Consider the following 20821-nt stretch of genomic DNA (forward strand, 5'->3'; position numbering starts at 1 on the left):
AGTAGTTGGTCGCTTTACTTGTTTCTATATAGATGATTGAAAGTGATTTCTTTTTAGGTTTATAACCTTAAAGAGTGAGCGCAAATAAAAGGGAGTTTATGCAACGGGTTTTAATTGTTGAAGATAATATAAGAGTACAGCAGGTACTCAAACATATTGCTGCTCAATACCTTGATGTTTTGGTTGATTTTGCCTCGTCACTTACTCAATGCAAACAACTCCTGAGCCAAACAAGTTATTCACTCGCCTTAGTTGATTTGCCTCTTAGTGGACAAAACGATATGAATGTTGCTCGCTATATTTTATCGCAAGGTATCCCTACGCTATTAATGACAACGCAATTAGAAGAGTCCACGCGCCTAAAAATGCTGGAATTAGGGATTATTGATTACATTATTAAAGATAACCGTGACTCTTACCTTTATGCCATTAAATTTGTAGCACAGTTACTGCGTAACCAAGGGCGAAAAGCGCTAGTTGTTGATAATTCTTTATTGAGCAGTAGCTTGGTTAAGCAAATGCTCGAAAAACAGTTATTTGATGTTATTACTGCTGATAATAGCGCTCAAGCATTGCATATACTTAACCATAATAGGGCAATTAAGTTAGTCATTACTAATCATAATTTAACTGATATGAATGGGTTTGAATTAATTAGAGCAATTCGAAATGTTAAAAGTCGTGAGCAATTAGCCATTATTGGTCTGGCCGATGTATATAGTTATGGTGTTGCCACGCAGTTTATTAAATCGGGTGCAAATGACTTTTTAACTAAGCCCTTTACTCATGAAGAGTTTCATTTTCGAGTGGTAAAAACTATGGAATCGCTATGGCTGGGTGAAGCTATAAGAGCTGATTTATCCCTCGACGCGACTGAGTAAGTCATTATGCTTAAAAAATTAATTAGTACTTAGAACGTTGTACAGCGGGTCACTAGAGATGACGTCTTGCTTTTAACCACCTCGCACCAATGCAGTATTTTGCATAAAAAAAGCGCACCTAAATGGTGCGCTTTTTTGTTTTATATATTATTTATTTTTTTAAGTTTATGTTTTTATTATTAATTTAAAAATGGCACAAAGGTTGGATTGTATAGAGGAAATACAATAACAAGCTAGCGTCCTAAGGGGGCCTTTGTGAAAATGATCAGTGCAATAATAAAGCCATTCAAACTAGATGATGTGCGTGAAGCACTCGCTGATTTAGGCATCGAAGGAATGACAGTGGTTGACGTTAAGGGATTTGGACGTCAAAGAGGGCATACTGAGTTATACCGTGGTGCTGAATATCAGGTTGACTTTATACCTAAAATTAAACTTGAAATTGCTACTCGTAGTGAAAATTGCCAACGCGTTGTAGAAACCATTACCAAAGTCGCTGGAACGGGCAAAATTGGTGACGGCAAAATTTTTGTTTACGACCTAGACCAAATCGTCCGTATTCGTACTGGCGAGCTTGATGATGATGCAATTTAAGGGGGCAACATGGAAAATACAATTATAGAGCTGAAGTTTTCGCTCGATACGTTTTACTTTTTAATGTCTGGCATCTTAGTCATGTGGATGGCAGCCGGTTTTGCAATGTTAGAAGCGGGTTTAGTGCGCTCTAAAAATACCACAGAGATTCTAACTAAAAATATCGCGCTTTATTCTATCGCGTGTACTATGTTTTTGTTGATAGGCTACAACATTATGTACGTAGATAATGTTGAAGGCGGTGTTATTCCTTCGTTTGGTGGGCTAATAGGTAGCCAAGCGGCAGATGCTAATCATTCATTAGAGTCTGACTTTTTCTTCCAAGTAGTGTTTGTTGCAACGGCTATGTCTATCGTATCTGGCGCCGTAGCTGAGCGTATGAAATTATGGGCTTTCTTAGTGTTTACTGTGGTACTAACAGGCTTGATTTACCCAATTGAAGGTTACTGGACATGGGGTGGCGGCTTCTTATCTGAATTAGGCTTTGTTGATTTTGCAGGCTCTGCCATTGTCCATGCAACGGGTGCGGCTGCAGCGCTTGCGGGTGTAATTCTACTGGGTGCACGTAAAGGTAAATATGGTAGAAATGGTGAAATTTACCCAATTCCAGGTTCAAATTTGCCGCTTGCTACATTAGGCACATTCATTTTATGGATGGGTTGGTTTGGCTTTAACGGCGGATCACAGTTATTAATTTCAGATAAAGAAAACGCAACAGCGGTAGGTCAAATATTACTTAATACCAACGCTGCTGCAGCTATGGGCGCAATTTCAGCCTTGTTCTTATGTAAACTGTTATGGGGCAAAGCTGATTTAACCATGGTACTTAATGGTGCACTTGCAGGCTTAGTGGTTATTACTGCAGACCCATTATCACCATCACCACTAATGGCGTGTTTATTTGGCTTACTAGGTGGCTCATTAGTGATACTTAGTATTGTCGCACTGGACAAAGCGAAGATAGATGATCCCGTGGGCGCTATTTCTGTTCACGGTGTGTGTGGCATCCTAGGTATAGTGCTAGTGCCTGTTACTAATGCTGAGGCCAGCATTGTTAATCAGTTGATTGGCCTACTATGTATTATTGGTTTTGTGTTTATTGCTTCATTCATTGTATGGGCAATCCTCAAGCAAACCATGGGTATTCGTGTTACCGAAGAAGAAGAGTTAAACGGTATGGATCAACACGATTGTGGTATTGATGCTTATCCAGAGTTTGTATCAGTTAGAAGTAATTAATTTAAAGTATTGTGTGTTCAATCAAAGCCCTACTCTGTTAGGGCTTTTTTGATTTCAGGGGAGGTTAATTTTTCAGGTGCTAGAGTAATGTGATAAGCTCCTCGCGTTAAATTAACCTTCGGAATATATTACACTTAAATGGCTGAAAAAAAGAAAACATCGACCAGTAAACCCTCGACTAAGCGCGCTACAAAGACATCTAAATCATCGGCGCGAAAAAGTGCGACTAAAAAAACTTCAAGCACCGCAAAACGGCCACTTTTTAAAACGTTGTTTTCTATTTTTTGGAAACTGAGTCTGGCGACGTTTATCGCTATTGCACTTTATTTTATTTACCTTGATGCAAAAATAACTCGCCAGTTTGAAGGTAATAAATGGCAACTTCCGGCACAAGTGTATGCTCGCTCAATGACGTTTTTTCCAGGCCAGTTTTTATCAGAGCAAGAAGTATTATGGGAGCTTAAGCGCTTAAACTACACGGCGGTTAATCGCTTAAGCCGGACTGGGCAGTATATTAAAACAGCCAATAGTATTAAGATTTTTCGTCGTGACTTTGAATTTTATGATGGTTTAGAGAGCGCTCATGTTATTGAGTTGCGTTTCTCTGGAGAGAAGGTAGCCAGTATTAAAGATAAGTTTGGCCGTCGCTTAAACACTGCCAGATTAGAGCCTGTACAAATAGCCCGTATTGGTAATGACTCAAAACAAGATAGAGAGTTTGTACCATTAGATAAATTTCCTGACATGCTTAAAAATACCTTATTAGTAGTTGAAGACCGCGATTTTTATGATCATCACGGTGTATCGGTATTTTCAATTTTACGCGCTTTGTATACCAATATTCGCGCAGGGCGCACCGTGCAAGGGGGGAGCACATTAACCCAGCAGCTGGCTAAAAATATTTACCTTACCCGTGAGCGTTCGTTAGTGCGTAAAATTAATGAAGCCTTTATTGCGCTTATTCTTGATTACCGTTACTCAAAAGATCAGATTCTCGAAGCCTATTTAAACGAAGTGTACTTAGGTCAGTCATACAACCAAGGAGTACATGGAATGGGGCTGGCCGCCGAGTTTTACTTTGCCAAACCTGTTGATGAACTCGAGTACGACCAAATTGCCTTGCTGGTGGCTATGGTTAAAGGCCCATCTTATTACAATCCTAGACGTTACAAAGAACGTGCGATGGAGCGTCGTGACCTAGTGCTGCGTTTAATGGTCGATAACAAACTTATTTCTACTAAAGAGTATAGAGCCTCGTTAAAGCGCGCAATTGATATTGCACCAATGAAAGCCAGCTTGCAAAAGTCTTATCCAGGTTACTTAGAGTTGGTTAATCGCGAGCTCAAACAGCTGCTACCCGATCAAGACGTATTGGATGCGGGTGTGCGTGTATTTACCTACTTCGATTTACAAAAACAAACCGCGATGGAAGAGTCGATTCAGGCCAGTTTACCTTATTTAGAAAGACGTCCAAATACCAAAGAGTTAGAAGCGGCGATGATCTCCGTTAATGTTGAAAAAGCCGGTGTATCAGCGTTAGTCGCTGGACGTGATGTACGCTACTCAGGATTTAACCGCGTGCTCGATACCAAACGAAATATTGGCTCATTAGTTAAACCTGCAGTGTATTTAAGTGCACTGCAGCTTCCTCATTATAACTTAGCGACGTTACTTGATGACTCGCCTGTTCAAGTCACCAACGAGGAGGGTAACGTATGGCAGCCAGAAAACTTTGATCATCAATACCGTGGTGCCATGCCTCTTTATAAAGCATTTAGCCACAGTATTAATATACCGGCAGTTAACTTAGGGCTTGATGTAGGCGTCGATAAAGTGGCTAACACGCTCAGAGGGTTAGGAGCTAAAGGTTATATTAATGAATACCCATCGTTGTTATTAGGGGCTATTGAAATGTCGAGCTTTGAAGTGGCACAGCTTTATACCACGATTGCAGCAGACGGTGAATACAGAGAGCTGACGTCTATTTCTGCGTTAACCGACTCTGTTGGTAAAGTACTTTATAAGCACAAAGTAATTAACGAGCAACGTTTTGATAAAGATGCCATGTACATGACCAAATATGCTATGAAGCGAGTAACTAAAGATGGCACCGCTAAGCGCTTAAACTTACATTTTCCGTCGATTCAGTTAGCAGGTAAAACAGGCACCAGTAATGAATTACGCGACAGTTGGTTTGCTGGATTTGATCAAAATACAGTGACGGTTGCATGGATAGGCCGTGACGATAATAAAAGCACCGGCTTAACCGGCAGTGTTGGCGCGCTTGAAACCTATATTCGTTATTTAAAACCGCTAAACCCGCAAGCAATTGCCGATACCCGTCCGCCTTCAATTAGGTGGGCATTTGTAAACGAGCAAACTGGGAAGCAAGCACCACCGGGCTGTGGCAAAGTGATTCAGCTACCGCTTAGAGCCAGTGAGTTTAAACCAAGACCAGAATGTATTCGTTAAATAGTAAAAACAAAAAAAGCCCGAAAGGGCTTTTTTTATGCATTACTTTAGCTAAGAGGCTTGTAAGATATCTGGGTTTTTATTTTCATAGTAAAAGAACCATCTAGCCCTTTCAATGTAATTTTTTTAAGTTTTTATGTTAATTAAGTGTTTATTTTGTTTGCATTTTTGTTTCATGGGAATATTATAAATATGCCTTTAAGGCATATAATTATAATTTCAAACAGGGATAAATAATGAAATCAATATTTAAGAAAAGTATAACGGCTATTGCCGTATCAGCATCCTTAGGTCTAGCATTACCTGCTGTTGCATCTGATGTAATAGGAACTGTTAATAATATTAATGATAATAGTTCTTACACTGTAAAAGTTAAAAACCCTGCAACTGGTTTAGAGCGTACTCTAAATATCTCTAGTGAAGGTACCTTTCGTTTTGCTTCCCTGCCTACAGGTAGTTACGAGATACAAATATTAAAAGGCGATGCTGTAGTTGCTGAAGACCGCGTTAGAGTATCTTTAGGTGCTAATTCAAAAGCTAATTTTGATCTTAACAGTTTCGACTCTTCGGGCCCAGAGGTAATTCAAGTCGTTGGTGCTCGTATTTCATCAATAGATCTTTCAACAGCAGATTCGGGCCTAGTTATTACAGATGCTGAAATTGACAGAATGCCAATTAATCGTGATTTGACATCAGTTGCATTATTAGCACCTGGCGCAGTAAAAGGCGATAGCGCGTTTGGTAATACAGCATCATTTGGCGGTTCTTCTGTTGCTGAAAATGCGTGTTATATTAATGGATTAGAAGTTACTAATACTCGCCAAGGTTTAGGGTGTGGTGAAGTTCCGTTTGAATTTTATGATCAATTTCAAGTTAAAACAGGTGGTTATTCAGCCAAGTTTGGTCGAGCTACTGGTGGTACTATTAATACAACTACAAAAGGTGGTACTAACGAGTGGGAATTTTCTGCTGTAGTTCAGTACCAACCTGATTCTTTGCAAGAAGAGGGCAGCATTTCTCGTGGCAATAATGGAGCAGGTCAAATTTTCAGAGATGAAAGCTATGACTCTGATAACAAGACTGACGTTACACTTGCCGTTGGTGGCCCACTTATTGAAGACACACTTTTTTTCTATGGTTTAATAAACCCTCGTGATACTGAGTCGTCTTATACTTGGGGTGGAGATGAATTTTCACCGAACGATCAGTACCGAGAAGAATCTGCATCTGGCGGAGATAATTTATTCTGGGGTGGTAAACTCGATTGGGATATTAATGAAAACCATCGCTTAAGCTATTTTGCTTATTCAAATCGTCGTGATATTGAGCGTTCTGTTTATGATTACAACAACGGTGTTATAGGCGACCGCAAAGATGGTGCATTACTTAAGCGTGGTGGCGAAGCGCAAAGCTTGAGTTACACAGGTGTACTAACTGAAGATTTAGTTGTCACAGCAATGGCTGGTACAATTGAGACTGAGTATGAAACGCAATCAGAAAACTTAATTTGCCCAAGTATTACAGATTCTCGTGGTACTTCTAATCCAATCACTGGTTGTGGTGCTGGTGGTAGCTTTGGTGCAAATAATGATGAAAATACTCAGTACCGCCTTGATATTGAGTATGTTTGGCAAGACCATCAGATTAGCTTTGGTATCGATTATCAAGAGCGTGAATCTGAGCGTGTGAGCCGTCCTATCGGTGGCCACAGTTACGACTACAGAACACTTGCAGCTAACGGTAGCTTTCAAGCTGATAATGGCGCATTAACAAACAATACTGGTAACGTATTGCAATACGTTGAAGATCGAGTCTTTGATGGTGGCGGTAGCTTTAAGTCAGAGCTTACGGCTTATTACATAGAAGATAATTGGCAAGTAACAGATGATTTTGCGGTAACTGTTGGCTTACGTATCGATGAGTTTGACAGTTGGGGCACAACAGATAAGCTACTTACAAGCTTCAAAACGGATGTTGCTCCTCGTTTAGGTTTCACGTGGGATCCAACGAGCACTGGCGACACTAAAGTATATGGTACTTATGGACGTTATTACTTACCTGTTGCAAACAACACTATTTTCCGTGCAGCATCTGGGGTAAGTGATATTACTACTGCTTATACATATACGGGTGTTGATGCAACGACAGGAGCACCTACAGGTTTAGCTCCTTTGGCTGATACTCTTGGGACGGGCGGTTTAGCAAACTCACAACAAGTGAGTGGTGTTCCGGTTATTCCAGAAAAAGATATTTTCCAAGCACAAGAAGCCGAACCATTTTCAAAAGATGAATATATTCTAGGTGTACAGCAAGCACTAAATGATGAGTACACTGTTGGTATTAAAGGTGTTTATCGTGAAGTTGCTACTGCATTAGATGATTACTGTGGTCGTTATGCTTACCCATATTGTGTGATGATTAATCCTGGTTCATCTTCTAGCTGGTATAGTGATGGTTACTATTGGAATGGTACTGATTGGGGTGATTCAAGCTTTGATAACGACGGTGTTCCAGATGAAGGTTCACTAACGACTTACTCTGCCGACACTATTGGTTTACCTAAGGCTAATAATGAATATACCGCCGTAGAGTTTAACTTAAATTATCAGGCTGATACGATTCGTTACCAGTTTGGTTATACATGGGCACGAAGTGTTGGTAACTTTGAAGGTGCTGTTAAATCCGATATTGGCCAAGCTGATGCGGGTATTACACAAGACTTCGACTTCCCAGCTGTAATGGATGGCTCTCAGGGTTATCAACCTAATGATCGTCGTCATACATTTAAATTCTTTGGTAGTTGGGAGCCAGTTGAAAACTTGACTGTAGGTTGGAATGCAACATTACAAAGTGGTCGTCCTAAAAGTTTATTCGGCCAAGGTTACCCGTCAAAAGATCCAAATCTAAATGGTGGTTGGGGTGATACTTTCTACATTTACACAAATGAGTGTCCTGATACCAATGGTAATGGTGAATGTGAGCAAGAAGAAAAAATCTATGAGAAGCATGACCGTGGTACAAATGGTCGTACACCATGGACATTTAACTTAGATTTATCTGCTGCATATGACTTTACTGTTTCAGATATTGATATGAGAGCATCAATCAATGTGTTCAACATATTAAATAGTCAGTCAGAAGCGTCTGTAAATGAGCATTACGAGCAAAATGAAGGCGAAGTTAATGCTTACCATGACGCTGCTTACTCTTGGCAGACTCCACGTTATGTTCGTATAGGATTTGAAGCTCGATTCTAATCAACAGAATAACGATTCAATAGCGTTAAAAAACAAAAAAAGCCCGAAAGGGCTTTTTTTATGGGTAAGCGTTTTTAAAAACTAAACGTTATAGCTTAGCAAAAGCGCGCTCTGCTGCTTCAATCGTTGCTTGAACTTCTTGCTCTGTGTGCGCAGCACACACAAAACCAGCTTCAAACGCTGAAGGCGCTAAATAAACCCCTTCTTCAAGCATTAAGTGGAAGAACTTTTTAAAGCGCTCTAAATCACATTCAGTGGCTTGTTTGTAAGTAGTTACTTTTTCTGCATCGGTGAAGAAAAAGCCATACATACCGCCAGCGTAGTTAGTCGTTAAGGCAATACCTGCTTTTTTAGCTGCGGCTTCAAAGCCTTCACAAATCGCTTTACTAATGGCTTCTAACTTATCATGCACGCCAGGAGCGCTTAGTAGTTCAAGTGATTTTAAGCCTGCTGCCATCGCAATAGGGTTACCTGAAAGTGTACCCGCTTGATAAACAGGGCCTACAGGAGCTATGTAATCCATGATTTCTGTTTTACCACCAAACGCGCCTACTGGCATGCCACCACCAATTACTTTACCTAAACAGGTTAAGTCTGGTTTGATGTTGTAATACGCTTGAGCGCCACCAAGGGCGACACGAAAACCTGTCATTACTTCATCAAAAATAAGCACGGATTGGTATTGATCACATACTTCACGCAGACCTTCTAAAAAGCCGGGCACTGGTGGAATACAGTTCATGTTACCGGCAACTGGTTCAACAATAATACACGCAATTTCATCGGCGTACTTGGCAAAAATCGCTTTCACTTCTTCAATATTGTTAAACGAAACGGTGAGTGTGTGCTTAGCTAAATCTTCAGGAATACCTGGAGAGTTAGGTACACCCATAGTTAATGCGCCAGAGCCGGCTTTTACTAGTAATGAGTCTGCATGGCCGTGGTAACACCCTTCAAATTTTAAGATTTTGTCACGACCAGTAAAACCACGGGCTAAACGAATTGCACTCATTGTTGCTTCAGTACCAGAGCTCACCATGCGTACTTTTTCGATTGATGGTACTAGCTCTTTTACTTTTTCAGCCATTAAAATTTCAGCTTCAGTAGGCGCTCCGTAGCTTAAACCATTTTCTACCGCGTCATGCACTGCTTGTTTAATTTCAGGGTGATTGTGGCCCATAATCATTGGACCCCAAGAGCCTACATAATCGATGTAACGGTTGCCATCAGCATCAAATGTAAACGCGCCCTGTGCTTTAGTAATAAACAGCGGAGTACCACCTACACCATTAAATGCACGCACTGGCGAATTTACTCCACCAGGAATAGAGTCTTGAGCTCGTTTAAATAAGTCTTGGCTAATTGTCATGAAAAATCCTATTGTTTTATCACTTTAAAATTAAAGCTTAGCTGTCGCGTTTGCGGCTAAACCAAGGAACGCTTACTTCATACTGCTCGACTTTGTTTTCTACGCCGAGGGTTAAAGCAAACAGTGCCATACGAATGAGTACGCCATTTTGTACTTGGCGGAATATCGCTAGATTGTCGTTAGCATTTAAGTCGTTATCAAGTTCGTTTGCCTCTAGGCGACTATCGCGAGGAAGCGGGTGCATTAATACTGAATTAGGTTTGCAATGAGTATTATAAATAGACTGGCTAATTCTAAATCCACCACGATACTTATTAGCTTCTTCTTGTGATGGAAAACGCTCTTCTTGGATTCGTGTTTGATAAACGATATCGGCTGCTAAGTTACCTTCCATTTTATCTACCAGTTCAATTTTATGACCGGCATTTTCAACCGCAGATAAAATTGAGTCAGGCATTTGCAAGCCATTAGGGGCAACCATCGAAAACTTAATGTCTTTGTAATGGCACAGTAACTTAGAGAGTGAGTGAACAGTACGGCCATATTTTAAATCGCCGACTAGCGCAATATGCATACCATCGATATTTTGATCGAAGCGGTTAAGTTCACGCTCAATAGTTAATAAATCAAGCAATGCTTGGGTAGGGTGCTCATTGGGTCCGTCACCACCGTTTATTACTGGTACGCTGCAACCTGTTGCAAATTCAGCTACCGAGCCTGAGTCAGGATGGCGCATAGCAACAGCATCAGCATAAGCTGAAATAACTCGTGCGGTGTCATAAAGTGATTCGCCCTTAGCAAGCGCAGAGCTTTGCATGCCGGTGGTTTCACGAACTAGTCCACCGAGTAAGTTAAACGCAGTGCCAAAACTAACACGAGTACGTGTACTGGGTTCAAAAAACAGATTTGCTAAAATAGCGCCTTCAAGCACGTTGGTCCGCTTTTGTTTTTTAGCGTATGGCTCCATTTTTTTTGCCACAGCAAATATGCGTTCAATACAGTCTCGGTCGAGTTGATTAACAGAGAGTATATTTTCACCTTGGAAACTGAACATGGGGTTATTCCTAGTTATTCAAAAAGGCGCGATAATCCACAAAGGAGCACGCAATCGCGCGTATTATACAAACTTAGTATGCGACTTGGCAGCGTAATTTATAAGCCTTTGCTAAAAGCTTGGCTTAATAATCGCCAAAGCGACAATAACGAGTAGCGCTAAAACAGGTAGCTCGTTGAAAATGCGATAAAACCGATCGCTTTTGGTATTTCTATCGTGTTTAAAATCAGCTAACAATTTGAAACAGTAGCCATGATAAATATATAAAATAATCACCAGCACGAGTTTGTAATGCAGCCACATGCTGTAACGAAACCATTCTCGGCCGTATTCAACAATAGTCAATACGCCAAATACTGCGGTAAGCACCGCAAAGGGTGTAACAAAATAAAGTAGCCGACGTTCCATTACTTTTAGCATTGAGTTACACGATTTTTCTTCACTCATAGCGTGATAAACAAAAAGTCGAGGTAGGTAAAAAATACCGGCAAACCAAGCAATCATAAAAAATACGTGCAAGGTTTTGTAGATTAATAATGCGCTCATATTGTTCTCATTATTGTTAAAGTAAACTGTTACGTATGGTTAAAATATGGTGGATTTGATCCCACCTTAGTAATCCCATAATTTGTTGATTATCTAATAAGTTATATACATAAAGTGCACCACTGCGTTTATCATTCAGAATTTCAAATGCATCTGCAAGGGTGGCTTGGCTGCTAATACCTTGTAAGCTAATGTATTTTATATTGACCGCCTGATCAGACATTAAACTTAAGTCATATTCAGCTAGGCGATAACCATTTTCTTCATCAAATACAATTAATGGTGTTTGACTGTCCATGGCATCTAGACTGTTTTTTATTTGCTCTTTATCGTCGGAGTAGAGCAGTTTAAAGTCTTCATCCATGTCATCCATCACTCCTACTTTCTGTAAGGCTTCAGTGGCGGGAGAGACATGATAGGGAAGCCCTTGAAAGTCTAATTGCTGTAAAAATATGGAGCGGTTACCAAATACCTGTAAAGCTGTAACGTAGGCGGTAGTAATGACGATCATCGCTGGCACAATAATTTCCGGTGACGAGGTCAGCTCCATTACGGTGGTCAGTGCCGCTAAGGGGGAGTGTAGTGTGGCCGCTAATAATCCTGCCATGCCCAGCACCCCGTAAGTGCCGGCTATATCGGTGCCGGGGCTAATAAATTGAGCAAAAAATGCCATTAAAGTACCGGTTAAAACGCCCAGCCCAATAACCGGACCTATCAACCCACCAGGAATACCTAAGCCAATAGCAAATAAGGTGGCTAATAACTTAGCAATTAAAATAGTGGTGAGTAGTTGAATATTTTCAGGTGACTCAACCGCAATAGTGATAGCGCTCATACCCGAGCCCATTGCTTGTGGAACTGCATAGGCAATTAAGCTGGCAATACACCCTGCAATCATTAAACGTGGAAACATACTAAGTGGTTTAAAGGTTTTAATAATTAACATTAAATTCTGATTAAAAGCATAAGCCACCGCGCCTAATCCCATGCCGCATAAAATTAAATAGGGGTAGTGCCACCCACTTAAAGGGGCAATGGTTATTAGCGCAAGTTCTGAGCCTTCACCAAATACAAACTGTGTTGCTAATGCGCCGGTAACGGCTGCAAGCATAATCGGCACAAAAATATGCACTTTGTATTCTCTGAGCACCACTTCCATTACAAAAATAACCGCAGCCAGGGGGGTGTTGAACGATGCAGCAATGCCCGCGGCAACACCACAACCACTGAGGGTACGCATAGCGTTGTGGGGTAAGTGTAGTTTATTTGCTAATATGCTTGCCCCCGCTGCTCCCATATGAACTGAGGGGCCTTCGCGGCCAACAGAAAAACCGCTGATCAGTGCCAGCGCGCCGCCTACAAACTGGTTAACCGTATTATAAAGTGGCATTTGCCCGTAATGACGTTTTATTCTGTGTATTACAAAAGGGATACCCAAGCGGTAATGTTTAAAGCCGGTAAAAGCCGCAAATGTGGCTATCAGAAGTGCAGCAACTAAAGGCATTAATACCCGTTCTAGGGTAGGGAGAGTAGTAAAGTCGTCAGGGGTTTCTAAAAATAAGCTTTGAAAAAATAAAATGGTTAGGCGAAACAGTATAATGAAAAATGCAGCAATTAATCCGGCACTTACGCCCAATAAGCATAACTGTACGGATGTTTTTGGTTTTGCTAATCGACGTCTCAGTCGCTCAAGCCACATGCTTTATTTCCCCGTAGCATTTTTAGGCGTCAAGTTTATCAAAATAGTCTAGGGAAGTCCTTGAGATTTTTAACAACCGATTAATTTAAATTAAATTTATAGTATATTGATTCACAGAACAGATTAAACGCGCATTGTTTTAATTAAAGCTTATAAACGCGAGCTTACTATACTTGATTAAAACACTCAGGTATTAGATAATCTGGTGCATTAGTATAAAGGTATTGAGGGTTATAAAATGTCTGAAGAATTACCCATTAAGTTTAGCGACGCAGCCGCTGTGCGAGTTAAACAGTTAATCGACGAAGAAGAAAACCCAGATCTAAAACTGCGTGTTTATGTCACAGGCGGTGGTTGTTCAGGTTTTCAATACGGTTTTACTTTTGATGAAAAAGCGAATCCTGGCGATTTAGAGATTGTTAAAAACGGGGTTACCTTAGTCATTGACCCAATGAGTATCCAGTATTTAGTTGACGGTGAAGTAGACTACACCGAAGGGTTAGAAGGGGCACGCTTTTTTGTCTCTAACCCTAATGCCACAACAACGTGTGGCTGTGGCGCTAGTTTTAGCGTGTAAAGATACCGTTATTTGAAAAAAAAACCGCTTAATTAGCGGTTTTTTTATGTGTTTAAAATCATAACTCAGTTGGTCTGTATTCTGTTATTTGCATTATTAACACAAAAAAACCAAGTACGAATGCAGAGAAAGCTAAAATATAGATAAAGCCTTTTTTACCCTGTTTGATTGGAATTGCATAATGGCGTAAAAAAAAGTACCAGCCCAAGCATAAAATAATAGGCAGTAAAAAAAGTAGTCTAAACATGATTTAGCCTTTTTAAACAAATAATAAGTTAATAATAAACGGCTTATATTTAAATGAAACAAAAAAGTTATAAAATATTTAACCTTATTCAGAGTTAGTAAATATTTGTTGTTAAACTTTAATCGCATAATTACTAATTAATCATTCAGATCAACGGTGAATGGTATATAATGTATCCAAGAGTGAAACGGGCAAGGTTTCATTTTTCACAATAATAAAGTGTTAATACATATTTGAGCGTTTTTATTGGTTGAATTGTAAGCGTTTACACTGCGCTTTAGTGAGTGTTTGTAGGTTTACAGTGTTGGCGATTTAAGCACTTAGCTATATGTATATTTAAACAACGAGTAGGAGTTGTATATGATGGGTAAAACCGTATCTTCGGAAGAAAATGCAAAATTAACAAAGTGGCTTAAAACTAAACGCCATGAAAAAGGCTACACCATGCGCAGCTTAGCGCAAATCTTGGGTACGCCACATTCTTTTATTGGCAAAATTGAAAATCAGGAACGTCGTTTAGATGTAATTGAGTTTGTTCGCTATTGTAATGCATTAGAAGTCGACCCGTATGAAGCATTAAGCTTAATTAAAGCTTAATGCTTTCTTTTTGGCTGTAATCGTAAAGTTAAATTAGCGTCTACAGCCAATACTAGTGCAGGGATGCATTAGGTATTTTTATGATAATTTTGCTCTAGTGCATATAGCTTGTGCCTAATTAGAAATAAAAACACTAATGAGGGTAAAACCATAAGTGCAGTTAATACAAAGAACAATGACCAATTCCCCATTAGCCAATCATCAATAACCACGCCGCTGTAACTCGATAATAACGTACGCCCTAAATTACCCAATGATGCTAGTAGCGCATAATGGGTGGCGCTAAATGCTCTGTCACACAGCATAGATATAAAAGCAACCATTGCCACTAAAGACCAAGCTTGGGTAAAGCCATCAACTACAATTGCCATTGCATATAAGTGCTCTTGTGGACCAGCTAAGGCAATCCAAGAAAACATTAAGTTAGATGCTGCCATGGCTACGCCACTAATAAATAAGCCTTTCACAATGCCATATTTATGGTTAAAAATACTGCCCAAAAAGGCAAATACAATGGTGATTAACCCCGTGCCGAGTTTTGAGTAATTTGCTATTTGGGTATTACTGAAGCCAACTTCTTTATAAAATACAATTGACATCCGCGCTAAAAATGCTTCACCAATCTTAAATAAGAAAATAAACGCCAGCAGCGCCAACGCGGTTTTAACGCCATTTTTAGCAAAAAAGGTTTTAAACGGATCAACCACGGTAACGCCTAGCCATGCAAGCGTTTTTGTCAGTGGTGTTTGTTTAGTTGCGGCGAGTTTTTCAAGATAAACACGTTCTAGTTCGGCATGTACGGCTTCGCGATTTGATTGTGGCTCTTTAGCCCAAAATACACAGCTAATTAATAACAGCATAATCGCGGATAAAAAATAATACACCTGTGGCCAGTCAATATTTGGCATATCAGCCATGTAAAAAGGCACAGCTCCTAATAAAGCATAGCCAGTCCACCAACCTGAGGTGGCCATTGCAGCAGCCGCGGTGGCTTTGTGAGATTCATTTTCACTAAGGGTGTCTATTCGAAAGGCGTCAATTGCAATATCTTGCGTGGCAGAGGCTATGGCGATTAACAAGCAAAGTGCGGCGGCAACCGCTAGGTTTGCTTTCAAATCAAGTCCTGCAAGTAGCAATGTGCCAAGCAAAATAAAGCTTTGGCAAAACAGTATCCAACTACGGCGCTGACCAAGCCAATTATATAAAAAGGGCAGTTTAGTGCGGTCGATTAAAGGTGACCATAAAAAGTTGATGCTGTAGGCACCAAACACAATGCCAAATAGGCCAATCATGCTGCGGCTCAAACCTTCATCTTTAAGCCATGCCGACATTACTGAGCCAATTAATACCCACGGAAAGCCACTGCTCATTCCAAATATAAAAACATTAATCAAACGTTTATCTTTAAAATAAGAAAAGTATTCGCTAACAGAAAGTGTGCTATTCATAGGGGCTCATTGGCTTATACAAAGAGCAGCTAAGGCTGCTCTTATTAAAAAAGTTATAAAGGAACTTGCTCAAGCACCTTAATATTTAATATGACGACCGGTTTTTCGGGTACAAAGTTGTAGCCAATTTTGTCATTAAATCCGGTTTTTACAGCCATGATTTTATCGAGTGTTTCATAGCCTTCCATCACACTGCCAAACACTGCAAATCCCCAATCACGGCCAGGGTTTAAATGATCGTTATCATCCATATTAAAAAAGAACTGACGCGTTCCTGAGTGTGGTTCACGGTCTTGATAAGCCATCGCAATGCTATACATATCGTTTGTTAAGCCGTTACCGCTTTCATTAAAAATAGGGTCGTTTTCATGTAGACCATCGTAATCTTTATCATAACCACCGCCTTGAATTACAAAGTCACGATCATTTTCTACGTCGCGTTCTACACGATGAAACACACTGCCTTGATAGCTTTTATCCGACACGTACGTTAAAAAATTATTGACCGTAATAGGAGCTCTTGAGCGGTCTAATTCAACCACAATGCTGCCCAACGATGTCACAATTTCTACCCGAGGAAAAATGTTATCTTTTTGCACAAAACGACCCTCTTGAGCCGCTAAGCTACTAACGCTAAATAATAAGCTTACGCAGATTAAAAAAAGTTGCTTCATTGTTAACCTTCTAAAAATGCAATTAATTCTGGGTCAGATACAATGCGGGTAATTAACTGCTCAGTCAACTTATTGAGCTGACCTTCAACTTTTGCCCTATCGTGACCAAGCGGGCCAGATAAATTAGCATTACCGCTGTAGCGTTTACTAAAATTACTGGTCGGGCGAATCACCCGCACTTCAAATTCAATCTTGGCTTCACTGGTATGGCTCATTAGCGTTTCTGTAACTACCGCTTGCAGCGTGTGAATATCTAACTCAAAACGCAATTGCGCTAAATTAGAAATGCTAGCGCCATTGCGACTCAGTGCACTGTCTAGCGCACTTTTAACCGATTCAGTAATACCCGTACTGGCAATGGTTTTGGTTTTGCTCGATTCAATTAGCTTTAAGGTTGCACTGTCACCACGTAAATCAATCACGCTGGTGTTTAAGCTGCTGTTTATTGAGCTTATTTGACCACTTTTATACACAGGGTTGAGAATAAGCTGATTAGGCTGATTGGCACACCCCGAAAAAACCACTAATGTACAACAGCTCAATAATGCTTTTAAGAGTTTCATTTATAACGTCCCACTATTTTTAGTTGCGCTGAGTACCACAAACTTTTTATTAGAGCCTAATAAAGTACAGTTACCAAACATACGGTTTAGTTTGTCGTGGTAATCTAGATGGCGGTTACCAATAATACGCAGCTCGCCACCTTCTTTTAATGTGTCTTTTGCTTGCTTGAACATTTGCCATGCTATGTGGTCGGTAACCGCTTGTGCTTGGTGAAATGGCGGATTACACAATACAATATCAGCGCTTTCACGTTCAAAGTCAGTTAAACAATCATTCTCTATAAAGGTACATTGTTCAAACTTGTCTTCCATGTTGAGCTCAATGTTGAGTCGAGCTGATTCAACCGCCATATACGACTCATCAACAAAGCTAATATGGGCATTAGGACAGCGCGCTAATGTCATTAAACCAACTACGCCATTGCCACAGCCTAAATCAATAATATTTTTGGCTTTATTTGTTTGTGGCAAATAATTAAAAAAGAAACGCGCGCCAATATCAAGTGAATCACGTGAAAACACATTGGCATGATTACTTATTGTAAAATCAGTGCCTTCGAGCGGCCAGCTCACTGGGAAATCTGCACCTTTATAACCGCCAGCGGCTTGGCTAATAATTAAACGCGATTTTTTTACTGCGAGGCTTGTTTTCGTCTCACCAATAAAATCTTCAAATGCTTTAATCGTAGAGTTATGCACGTCTTTAGTTTTTGCAGCACCAATAACCGGTGTACCGGGCGCCAGTACTTCGCTTAATTCAGATAGCTGATACTGTAAAAAAGCCAACGTGCGTGGTACTTTTACCAACACTAGGTCTACTTGTTCGGGCAAAGCCGATAAACTATCAAGCTGGCTAAACGCAGTTGTTGCGATTTTGTTTTGCGCTAAGTTATAAGCCGCCGCCTGATGGCTAATATAAGAGTCGTTTACTGAACAAACTGTTAATTGTTGCTTGCTAAAGTAACAGCTAAGTGCACCAAAGCTGTCGTTTAAGATCAGTAAAGAGCGACAATCAGGGTAGTGTTCATTAACATAGTCAATGAGGTATTCGTCTGCTGAATCCCACGCTTGTAAGCTGCGGTTTTTTTGATCCAAAGGAAAGCGTTCAAGAGTAAAGGTGTTATCGCCGAGCGTAGCTTGCGTAGTCATAATAGTTTAATGATCGGTAATCAAATGATAGGTAAATTCTAACATGCAACCGCCAAACGCCAACCCCCAACTGTTACCAAATGGCTTTTCTTATCAAAGTAGGGTGCTTAGTGCGCAAAAAAGCCTCGATTTATTTTATTATTTGCAGCAAAACTTAAATTGGCAACAACCAAATATCACGGTGTTTGGCAAAACGGGGCCAATACCAAGGCTGCAATGTTTTATCAGCGAAGAGAATCTTGAGTACGGCTATTCTGGGCATAAACTCGATTTAGAGCCTTGGCCAGACGTATTACTTGCTATGCGAACACGATTAGAAAATCACCTACAGCAACCGTTTAATTCAATTTTGGTTAATTATTATCGAGATGGCCACGATAGTATGGGCTGGCATAGCGATGATGAGGCGCAGCTAGGGCCTGAGCCTACCATAGCCTGTGTATCGCTTGGCGCAGAGCGATTATTTAAACTTAAACACAAAGTAAGTAACAGCATTACTAACATTAAATTACAAAGTGGTAGCTGTTTAATAATGAGCGGCCAAAGCCAACAAAATTACCAACATGCGTTACCAAAACAAACTACGCTTAAACACCCTCGAATAAGTTTAACGTTTCGCTATATTAATAATAGTTTCAGTTAAATAGCATTAGCCATGGTATAGCCGCAGTTGTTATAGTAAGCACATAACTGAATTTTGAGGATGGTTTTTATGTCAATGCAAGAACAAATACGTAACAAGCTAGCCGATGCGATTGCGTGCAAGCATTTAAATGTGATCAACGAAAGCCATATGCACAGTGCAGGCACTGAATCACACTTTAAAGTGATTGTAGTCAGTGAGGAATTTGCTGGTAAGCGATTATTGCAGCGTCATCGTGAAATTAACGAAATTTTAAAAGATGAGTTAGCAAATCATATTCATGCGCTTGCGATGCACACTTATACTCCTGAGGAATTTACAGAGCACGACGGCGAAGCGCCGCAGTCACCTAATTGCATGGGCGGCTCAAAAATTGGATAACAGGTAATAGTGGATTGGTTTGAGCAGTGAGTAACTGATCAGATCAGTTTTTTTTGTTTTAGCCTTTAAACTAGCGCTAATTTTTATTGTAAAAGATATAGGATGATCAATGGTCATTAAGCCTAAAATTCGCGGATTTATCTGCACCAATGCACACCCAGTAGGCTGTGCAGAGCATGTACAAGAACAAATTAATTATGTTAAGCAGCAAGGGGCATTAAAAAATGCACCTAAAAACGTATTAGTTATTGGTGCGTCTACAGGTTATGGCCTAGCGTCTCGCATTACCGCTGCATTTGGTGGTGGCGCTAAAACATTAGGTGTGTTCTTTGAAAAAGAAGGCACTGAGCGTAAAACAGGCTCTGCGGGTTGGTATAATACGGCGGCGTTTCAAGCAGCCGCTGAAGCTGAAGGTTTATGGTCAAAAAATATTAATGGTGATGCGTTTTCTAACGAAATTAAACAAAAAACAATCGACACCATTAAAGCTGAATTAGGTAAAGTTGACTGTATTATTTACAGCTTAGCATCACCACGTCGTACTGATCCAAATACCGGCGAAGTGTTTTCTTCAACGCTTAAGCCAATTGGTAATGCGGTAACCACTAAAAACTTAAATACGTCAAAGCGTGAAATTGATGAAGTAACTGTTGAAGCGGCAAACCAAGACGATATCGACAACACCATTAAAGTAATGGGTGGCGAAGATTGGGAAATGTGGATTGACGCACTTAAAGAAGCGGATGTATTAGCAGATAACTTTAAAACCACGGCTTACACTTATATTGGTAAAGAACTAACGTGGCCAATTTACGGTCATGCAACAATTGGAAAAGCCAAAGAAGATTTAGACCGTGCCACTGCTGCTATTAAAGCTGCTACCCAAGATTTAAATGGTGAAGCCTACGTTTCATCGCTTAATGCGGTTGTTACTCAAGCAAGCTCTGCAATTCCAATCATGCCACTTTATATTTCTGCCTTATTTAAAGTGATGAAGGCTGATGGCACTTACGAGGGCACAATTGAGCAAATTCATGCGCTATTTAGTGAGAACTTATACGGTGATTCACCTCGCTTTGACGAGGGCGGGCATTTATTCCAAAACTATAAAGAACTGGAAGATGACGTTCAATCTCGCGTTCAAGCCATTTGGGATAGTGTAGATACAAACTCAATTGATGAGTTAACCGATTATATTGGTTACCATAATGAATTTTTACGCTTGTTTGGTTTTGGTATTGACGCGGTTGATTATGAACAAGATGTAAATCCTGTTGCACCTATTGCCAATATGATTGACTAACTTGTCGCTGATAGCGCATTTTTGAAAAAGTCGCCTTGTGCGGCTTTTTTGTTTTTTAGCTTTGATTTGAAAAAATATTTGCTAATTGTTGGCTAATTTACCACTTTGGTCTAGCTTGTATTTTATTA

Annotated in this window: 19 protein-coding genes; 10 read left to right on the forward strand and 9 right to left on the reverse strand. The window is 40.2% G+C overall.

Features of this window, described 5'->3' with window-relative positions; translation table 11 throughout:
- Positions 1 to 98 precede the first annotated feature (98 nt).
- The 5 genes from KK487_RS04095 to KK487_RS04115 all read left to right on the forward strand — a co-directional run bounded on the left by KK487_RS04095 (position 99) and on the right by KK487_RS04115 (position 8443).
- Positions 99 to 881 carry a response regulator gene (locus tag KK487_RS04095; protein WP_138764157.1) on the forward strand — a complete coding sequence of 261 codons (783 nt, stop codon included), beginning with the start codon at positions 99 to 101 and terminating at the stop codon, positions 879 to 881.
- Between the two features lie 255 nt (positions 882 to 1136).
- Positions 1137 to 1475 carry a P-II family nitrogen regulator gene (locus KK487_RS04100; RefSeq protein WP_010391070.1) on the forward strand — a complete coding sequence of 113 codons (339 nt, stop codon included), beginning with the start codon at positions 1137 to 1139 and terminating at the stop codon, positions 1473 to 1475.
- Positions 1476 to 1484: 9 nt separating this feature from the next.
- Positions 1485 to 2714 (forward strand): ammonium transporter AmtB, encoded by a 1230-nt coding sequence (locus KK487_RS04105; RefSeq protein WP_138764156.1) that lies wholly within the window; start codon positions 1485 to 1487, stop codon positions 2712 to 2714.
- Between the two features lie 138 nt (positions 2715 to 2852).
- Positions 2853 to 5186: a penicillin-binding protein 1B gene (gene mrcB / locus KK487_RS04110; protein WP_138686408.1), complete on the forward strand. Its 2334-nt coding sequence runs from the start codon at positions 2853 to 2855 to the stop codon at positions 5184 to 5186.
- 236 nt (positions 5187 to 5422) lie between these two features.
- Positions 5423 to 8443, forward strand: a complete 3021-nt coding sequence (locus KK487_RS04115; protein WP_128583256.1) for a TonB-dependent receptor — start codon at positions 5423 to 5425, stop codon at positions 8441 to 8443.
- Between the two features lie 88 nt (positions 8444 to 8531).
- Here KK487_RS04115 and hemL read toward each other — a convergent pair whose 3' ends face one another.
- The 4 genes from hemL to KK487_RS04135 all read right to left on the reverse strand — a co-directional run bounded on the left by hemL (position 8532) and on the right by KK487_RS04135 (position 13111).
- Complete coding sequence (gene hemL, locus KK487_RS04120) at positions 8532 to 9812, reverse strand: glutamate-1-semialdehyde 2,1-aminomutase (RefSeq protein ID WP_024601882.1); 1281 nt, start codon at positions 9810 to 9812, stop codon at positions 8532 to 8534.
- Between the two features lie 37 nt (positions 9813 to 9849).
- Complete coding sequence (locus KK487_RS04125) at positions 9850 to 10866, reverse strand: aspartate carbamoyltransferase (protein ID WP_013464336.1); 1017 nt, start codon at positions 10864 to 10866, stop codon at positions 9850 to 9852.
- A 111-nt stretch (positions 10867 to 10977) separates the two neighbouring features.
- Entirely contained in the window at positions 10978 to 11412 is a 435-nt protein-coding gene (locus tag KK487_RS04130) for a CopD family protein (RefSeq protein ID WP_010391077.1), read from the reverse strand.
- Between the two features lie 16 nt (positions 11413 to 11428).
- Complete coding sequence (locus tag KK487_RS04135; protein WP_013464337.1) at positions 11429 to 13111, reverse strand: chloride channel protein; 1683 nt, start codon at positions 13109 to 13111, stop codon at positions 11429 to 11431.
- 238 nt (positions 13112 to 13349) lie between these two features.
- Here KK487_RS04135 and erpA point away from each other — a divergent pair, with 238 nt between their 5' ends.
- Positions 13350 to 13688 carry an iron-sulfur cluster insertion protein ErpA gene (gene erpA, locus KK487_RS04140; protein WP_002958911.1) on the forward strand — a complete coding sequence of 113 codons (339 nt, stop codon included), beginning with the start codon at positions 13350 to 13352 and terminating at the stop codon, positions 13686 to 13688.
- Between the two features lie 58 nt (positions 13689 to 13746).
- Here erpA and KK487_RS04145 read toward each other — a convergent pair whose 3' ends face one another.
- Complete coding sequence (locus KK487_RS04145) at positions 13747 to 13935, reverse strand: hypothetical protein (RefSeq protein WP_013464338.1); 189 nt, start codon at positions 13933 to 13935, stop codon at positions 13747 to 13749.
- A gap of 360 nt (positions 13936 to 14295) precedes the next feature.
- On the opposite strand from KK487_RS04145, the gene KK487_RS04150 reads away from it, so the two are divergent.
- The gene (locus KK487_RS04150) at positions 14296 to 14532 is read left to right on the forward strand and encodes a helix-turn-helix domain-containing protein (protein ID WP_013464339.1); all 237 of its coding nucleotides are present in this window, start codon (positions 14296 to 14298) and stop codon (positions 14530 to 14532) included.
- Between the two features lie 68 nt (positions 14533 to 14600).
- Here KK487_RS04150 and KK487_RS04155 read toward each other — a convergent pair whose 3' ends face one another.
- The 4 genes from KK487_RS04155 to KK487_RS04170 are packed head-to-tail and all read right to left on the reverse strand — an operon-like array spanning position 14601 to position 18366.
- On the reverse strand, positions 14601 to 15980 hold the full coding sequence (locus tag KK487_RS04155; protein WP_013464340.1) for an AmpG family muropeptide MFS transporter: 1380 nt from the start codon (positions 15978 to 15980) through the stop codon (positions 14601 to 14603).
- Positions 15981 to 16033: 53 nt separating this feature from the next.
- Positions 16034 to 16654, reverse strand: a complete 621-nt coding sequence (locus KK487_RS04160) for a peptidylprolyl isomerase (RefSeq protein ID WP_013464341.1) — start codon at positions 16652 to 16654, stop codon at positions 16034 to 16036.
- A gap of 2 nt (positions 16655 to 16656) precedes the next feature.
- Positions 16657 to 17217, reverse strand: a complete 561-nt coding sequence (locus KK487_RS04165) for a YajG family lipoprotein (RefSeq protein ID WP_013464342.1) — start codon at positions 17215 to 17217, stop codon at positions 16657 to 16659.
- Entirely contained in the window at positions 17218 to 18366 is a 1149-nt protein-coding gene (locus KK487_RS04170; protein WP_013464343.1) for a methyltransferase, read from the reverse strand.
- A 43-nt stretch (positions 18367 to 18409) separates the two neighbouring features.
- Here KK487_RS04170 and KK487_RS04175 point away from each other — a divergent pair, with 43 nt between their 5' ends.
- The 3 genes from KK487_RS04175 to fabV all read left to right on the forward strand — a co-directional run bounded on the left by KK487_RS04175 (position 18410) and on the right by fabV (position 20693).
- The gene (locus KK487_RS04175; protein ID WP_013464344.1) at positions 18410 to 19009 is read left to right on the forward strand and encodes an alpha-ketoglutarate-dependent dioxygenase AlkB family protein; all 600 of its coding nucleotides are present in this window, start codon (positions 18410 to 18412) and stop codon (positions 19007 to 19009) included.
- Between the two features lie 69 nt (positions 19010 to 19078).
- Complete coding sequence (locus KK487_RS04180) at positions 19079 to 19390, forward strand: BolA family protein (RefSeq protein WP_013464345.1); 312 nt, start codon at positions 19079 to 19081, stop codon at positions 19388 to 19390.
- A 109-nt stretch (positions 19391 to 19499) separates the two neighbouring features.
- Complete coding sequence (fabV, locus tag KK487_RS04185) at positions 19500 to 20693, forward strand: enoyl-ACP reductase FabV (protein ID WP_024601887.1); 1194 nt, start codon at positions 19500 to 19502, stop codon at positions 20691 to 20693.
- Positions 20694 to 20821 lie beyond the last annotated feature (128 nt).

It is taken from the genome of Pseudoalteromonas sp. SiA1 (genome assembly GCF_018732205.1).
GTDB classification, from domain to species: domain Bacteria; phylum Pseudomonadota; class Gammaproteobacteria; order Enterobacterales; family Alteromonadaceae; genus Pseudoalteromonas; species Pseudoalteromonas tetraodonis.

Coding starts and splice junctions, on each gene's coding strand:
- KK487_RS04105 (WP_138764156.1), top strand. CDS start 1,485: ATGGAAAATACAATTATAGAGCTGAAGTTTTCGCTCGATACGTTTTAC.
- KK487_RS04150 (WP_013464339.1), top strand. CDS start 14,296: ATGATGGGTAAAACCGTATCTTCGGAAGAAAATGCAAAATTAACAAAG.
- KK487_RS04095 (WP_138764157.1), top strand. CDS start 99: ATGCAACGGGTTTTAATTGTTGAAGATAATATAAGAGTACAGCAGGTA.
- fabV (WP_024601887.1), top strand. CDS start 19,500: ATGGTCATTAAGCCTAAAATTCGCGGATTTATCTGCACCAATGCACAC.
- KK487_RS04175 (WP_013464344.1), top strand. CDS start 18,410: ATGCAACCGCCAAACGCCAACCCCCAACTGTTACCAAATGGCTTTTCT.
- KK487_RS04165 (WP_013464342.1), bottom strand. CDS start 17,217: ATGAAACTCTTAAAAGCATTATTGAGCTGTTGTACATTAGTGGTTTTT.
- KK487_RS04145 (WP_013464338.1), bottom strand. CDS start 13,935: ATGTTTAGACTACTTTTTTTACTGCCTATTATTTTATGCTTGGGCTGG.
- KK487_RS04125 (WP_013464336.1), bottom strand. CDS start 10,866: ATGTTCAGTTTCCAAGGTGAAAATATACTCTCTGTTAATCAACTCGAC.
- erpA (WP_002958911.1), top strand. CDS start 13,350: ATGTCTGAAGAATTACCCATTAAGTTTAGCGACGCAGCCGCTGTGCGA.
- mrcB (WP_138686408.1), top strand. CDS start 2,853: ATGGCTGAAAAAAAGAAAACATCGACCAGTAAACCCTCGACTAAGCGC.
- KK487_RS04160 (WP_013464341.1), bottom strand. CDS start 16,654: ATGAAGCAACTTTTTTTAATCTGCGTAAGCTTATTATTTAGCGTTAGT.
- KK487_RS04155 (WP_013464340.1), bottom strand. CDS start 15,980: ATGAATAGCACACTTTCTGTTAGCGAATACTTTTCTTATTTTAAAGAT.
- KK487_RS04170 (WP_013464343.1), bottom strand. CDS start 18,366: ATGACTACGCAAGCTACGCTCGGCGATAACACCTTTACTCTTGAACGC.
- KK487_RS04130 (WP_010391077.1), bottom strand. CDS start 11,412: ATGAGCGCATTATTAATCTACAAAACCTTGCACGTATTTTTTATGATT.
- KK487_RS04180 (WP_013464345.1), top strand. CDS start 19,079: ATGTCAATGCAAGAACAAATACGTAACAAGCTAGCCGATGCGATTGCG.
- hemL (WP_024601882.1), bottom strand. CDS start 9,812: ATGACAATTAGCCAAGACTTATTTAAACGAGCTCAAGACTCTATTCCT.
- KK487_RS04115 (WP_128583256.1), top strand. CDS start 5,423: ATGAAATCAATATTTAAGAAAAGTATAACGGCTATTGCCGTATCAGCA.
- KK487_RS04135 (WP_013464337.1), bottom strand. CDS start 13,111: ATGTGGCTTGAGCGACTGAGACGTCGATTAGCAAAACCAAAAACATCC.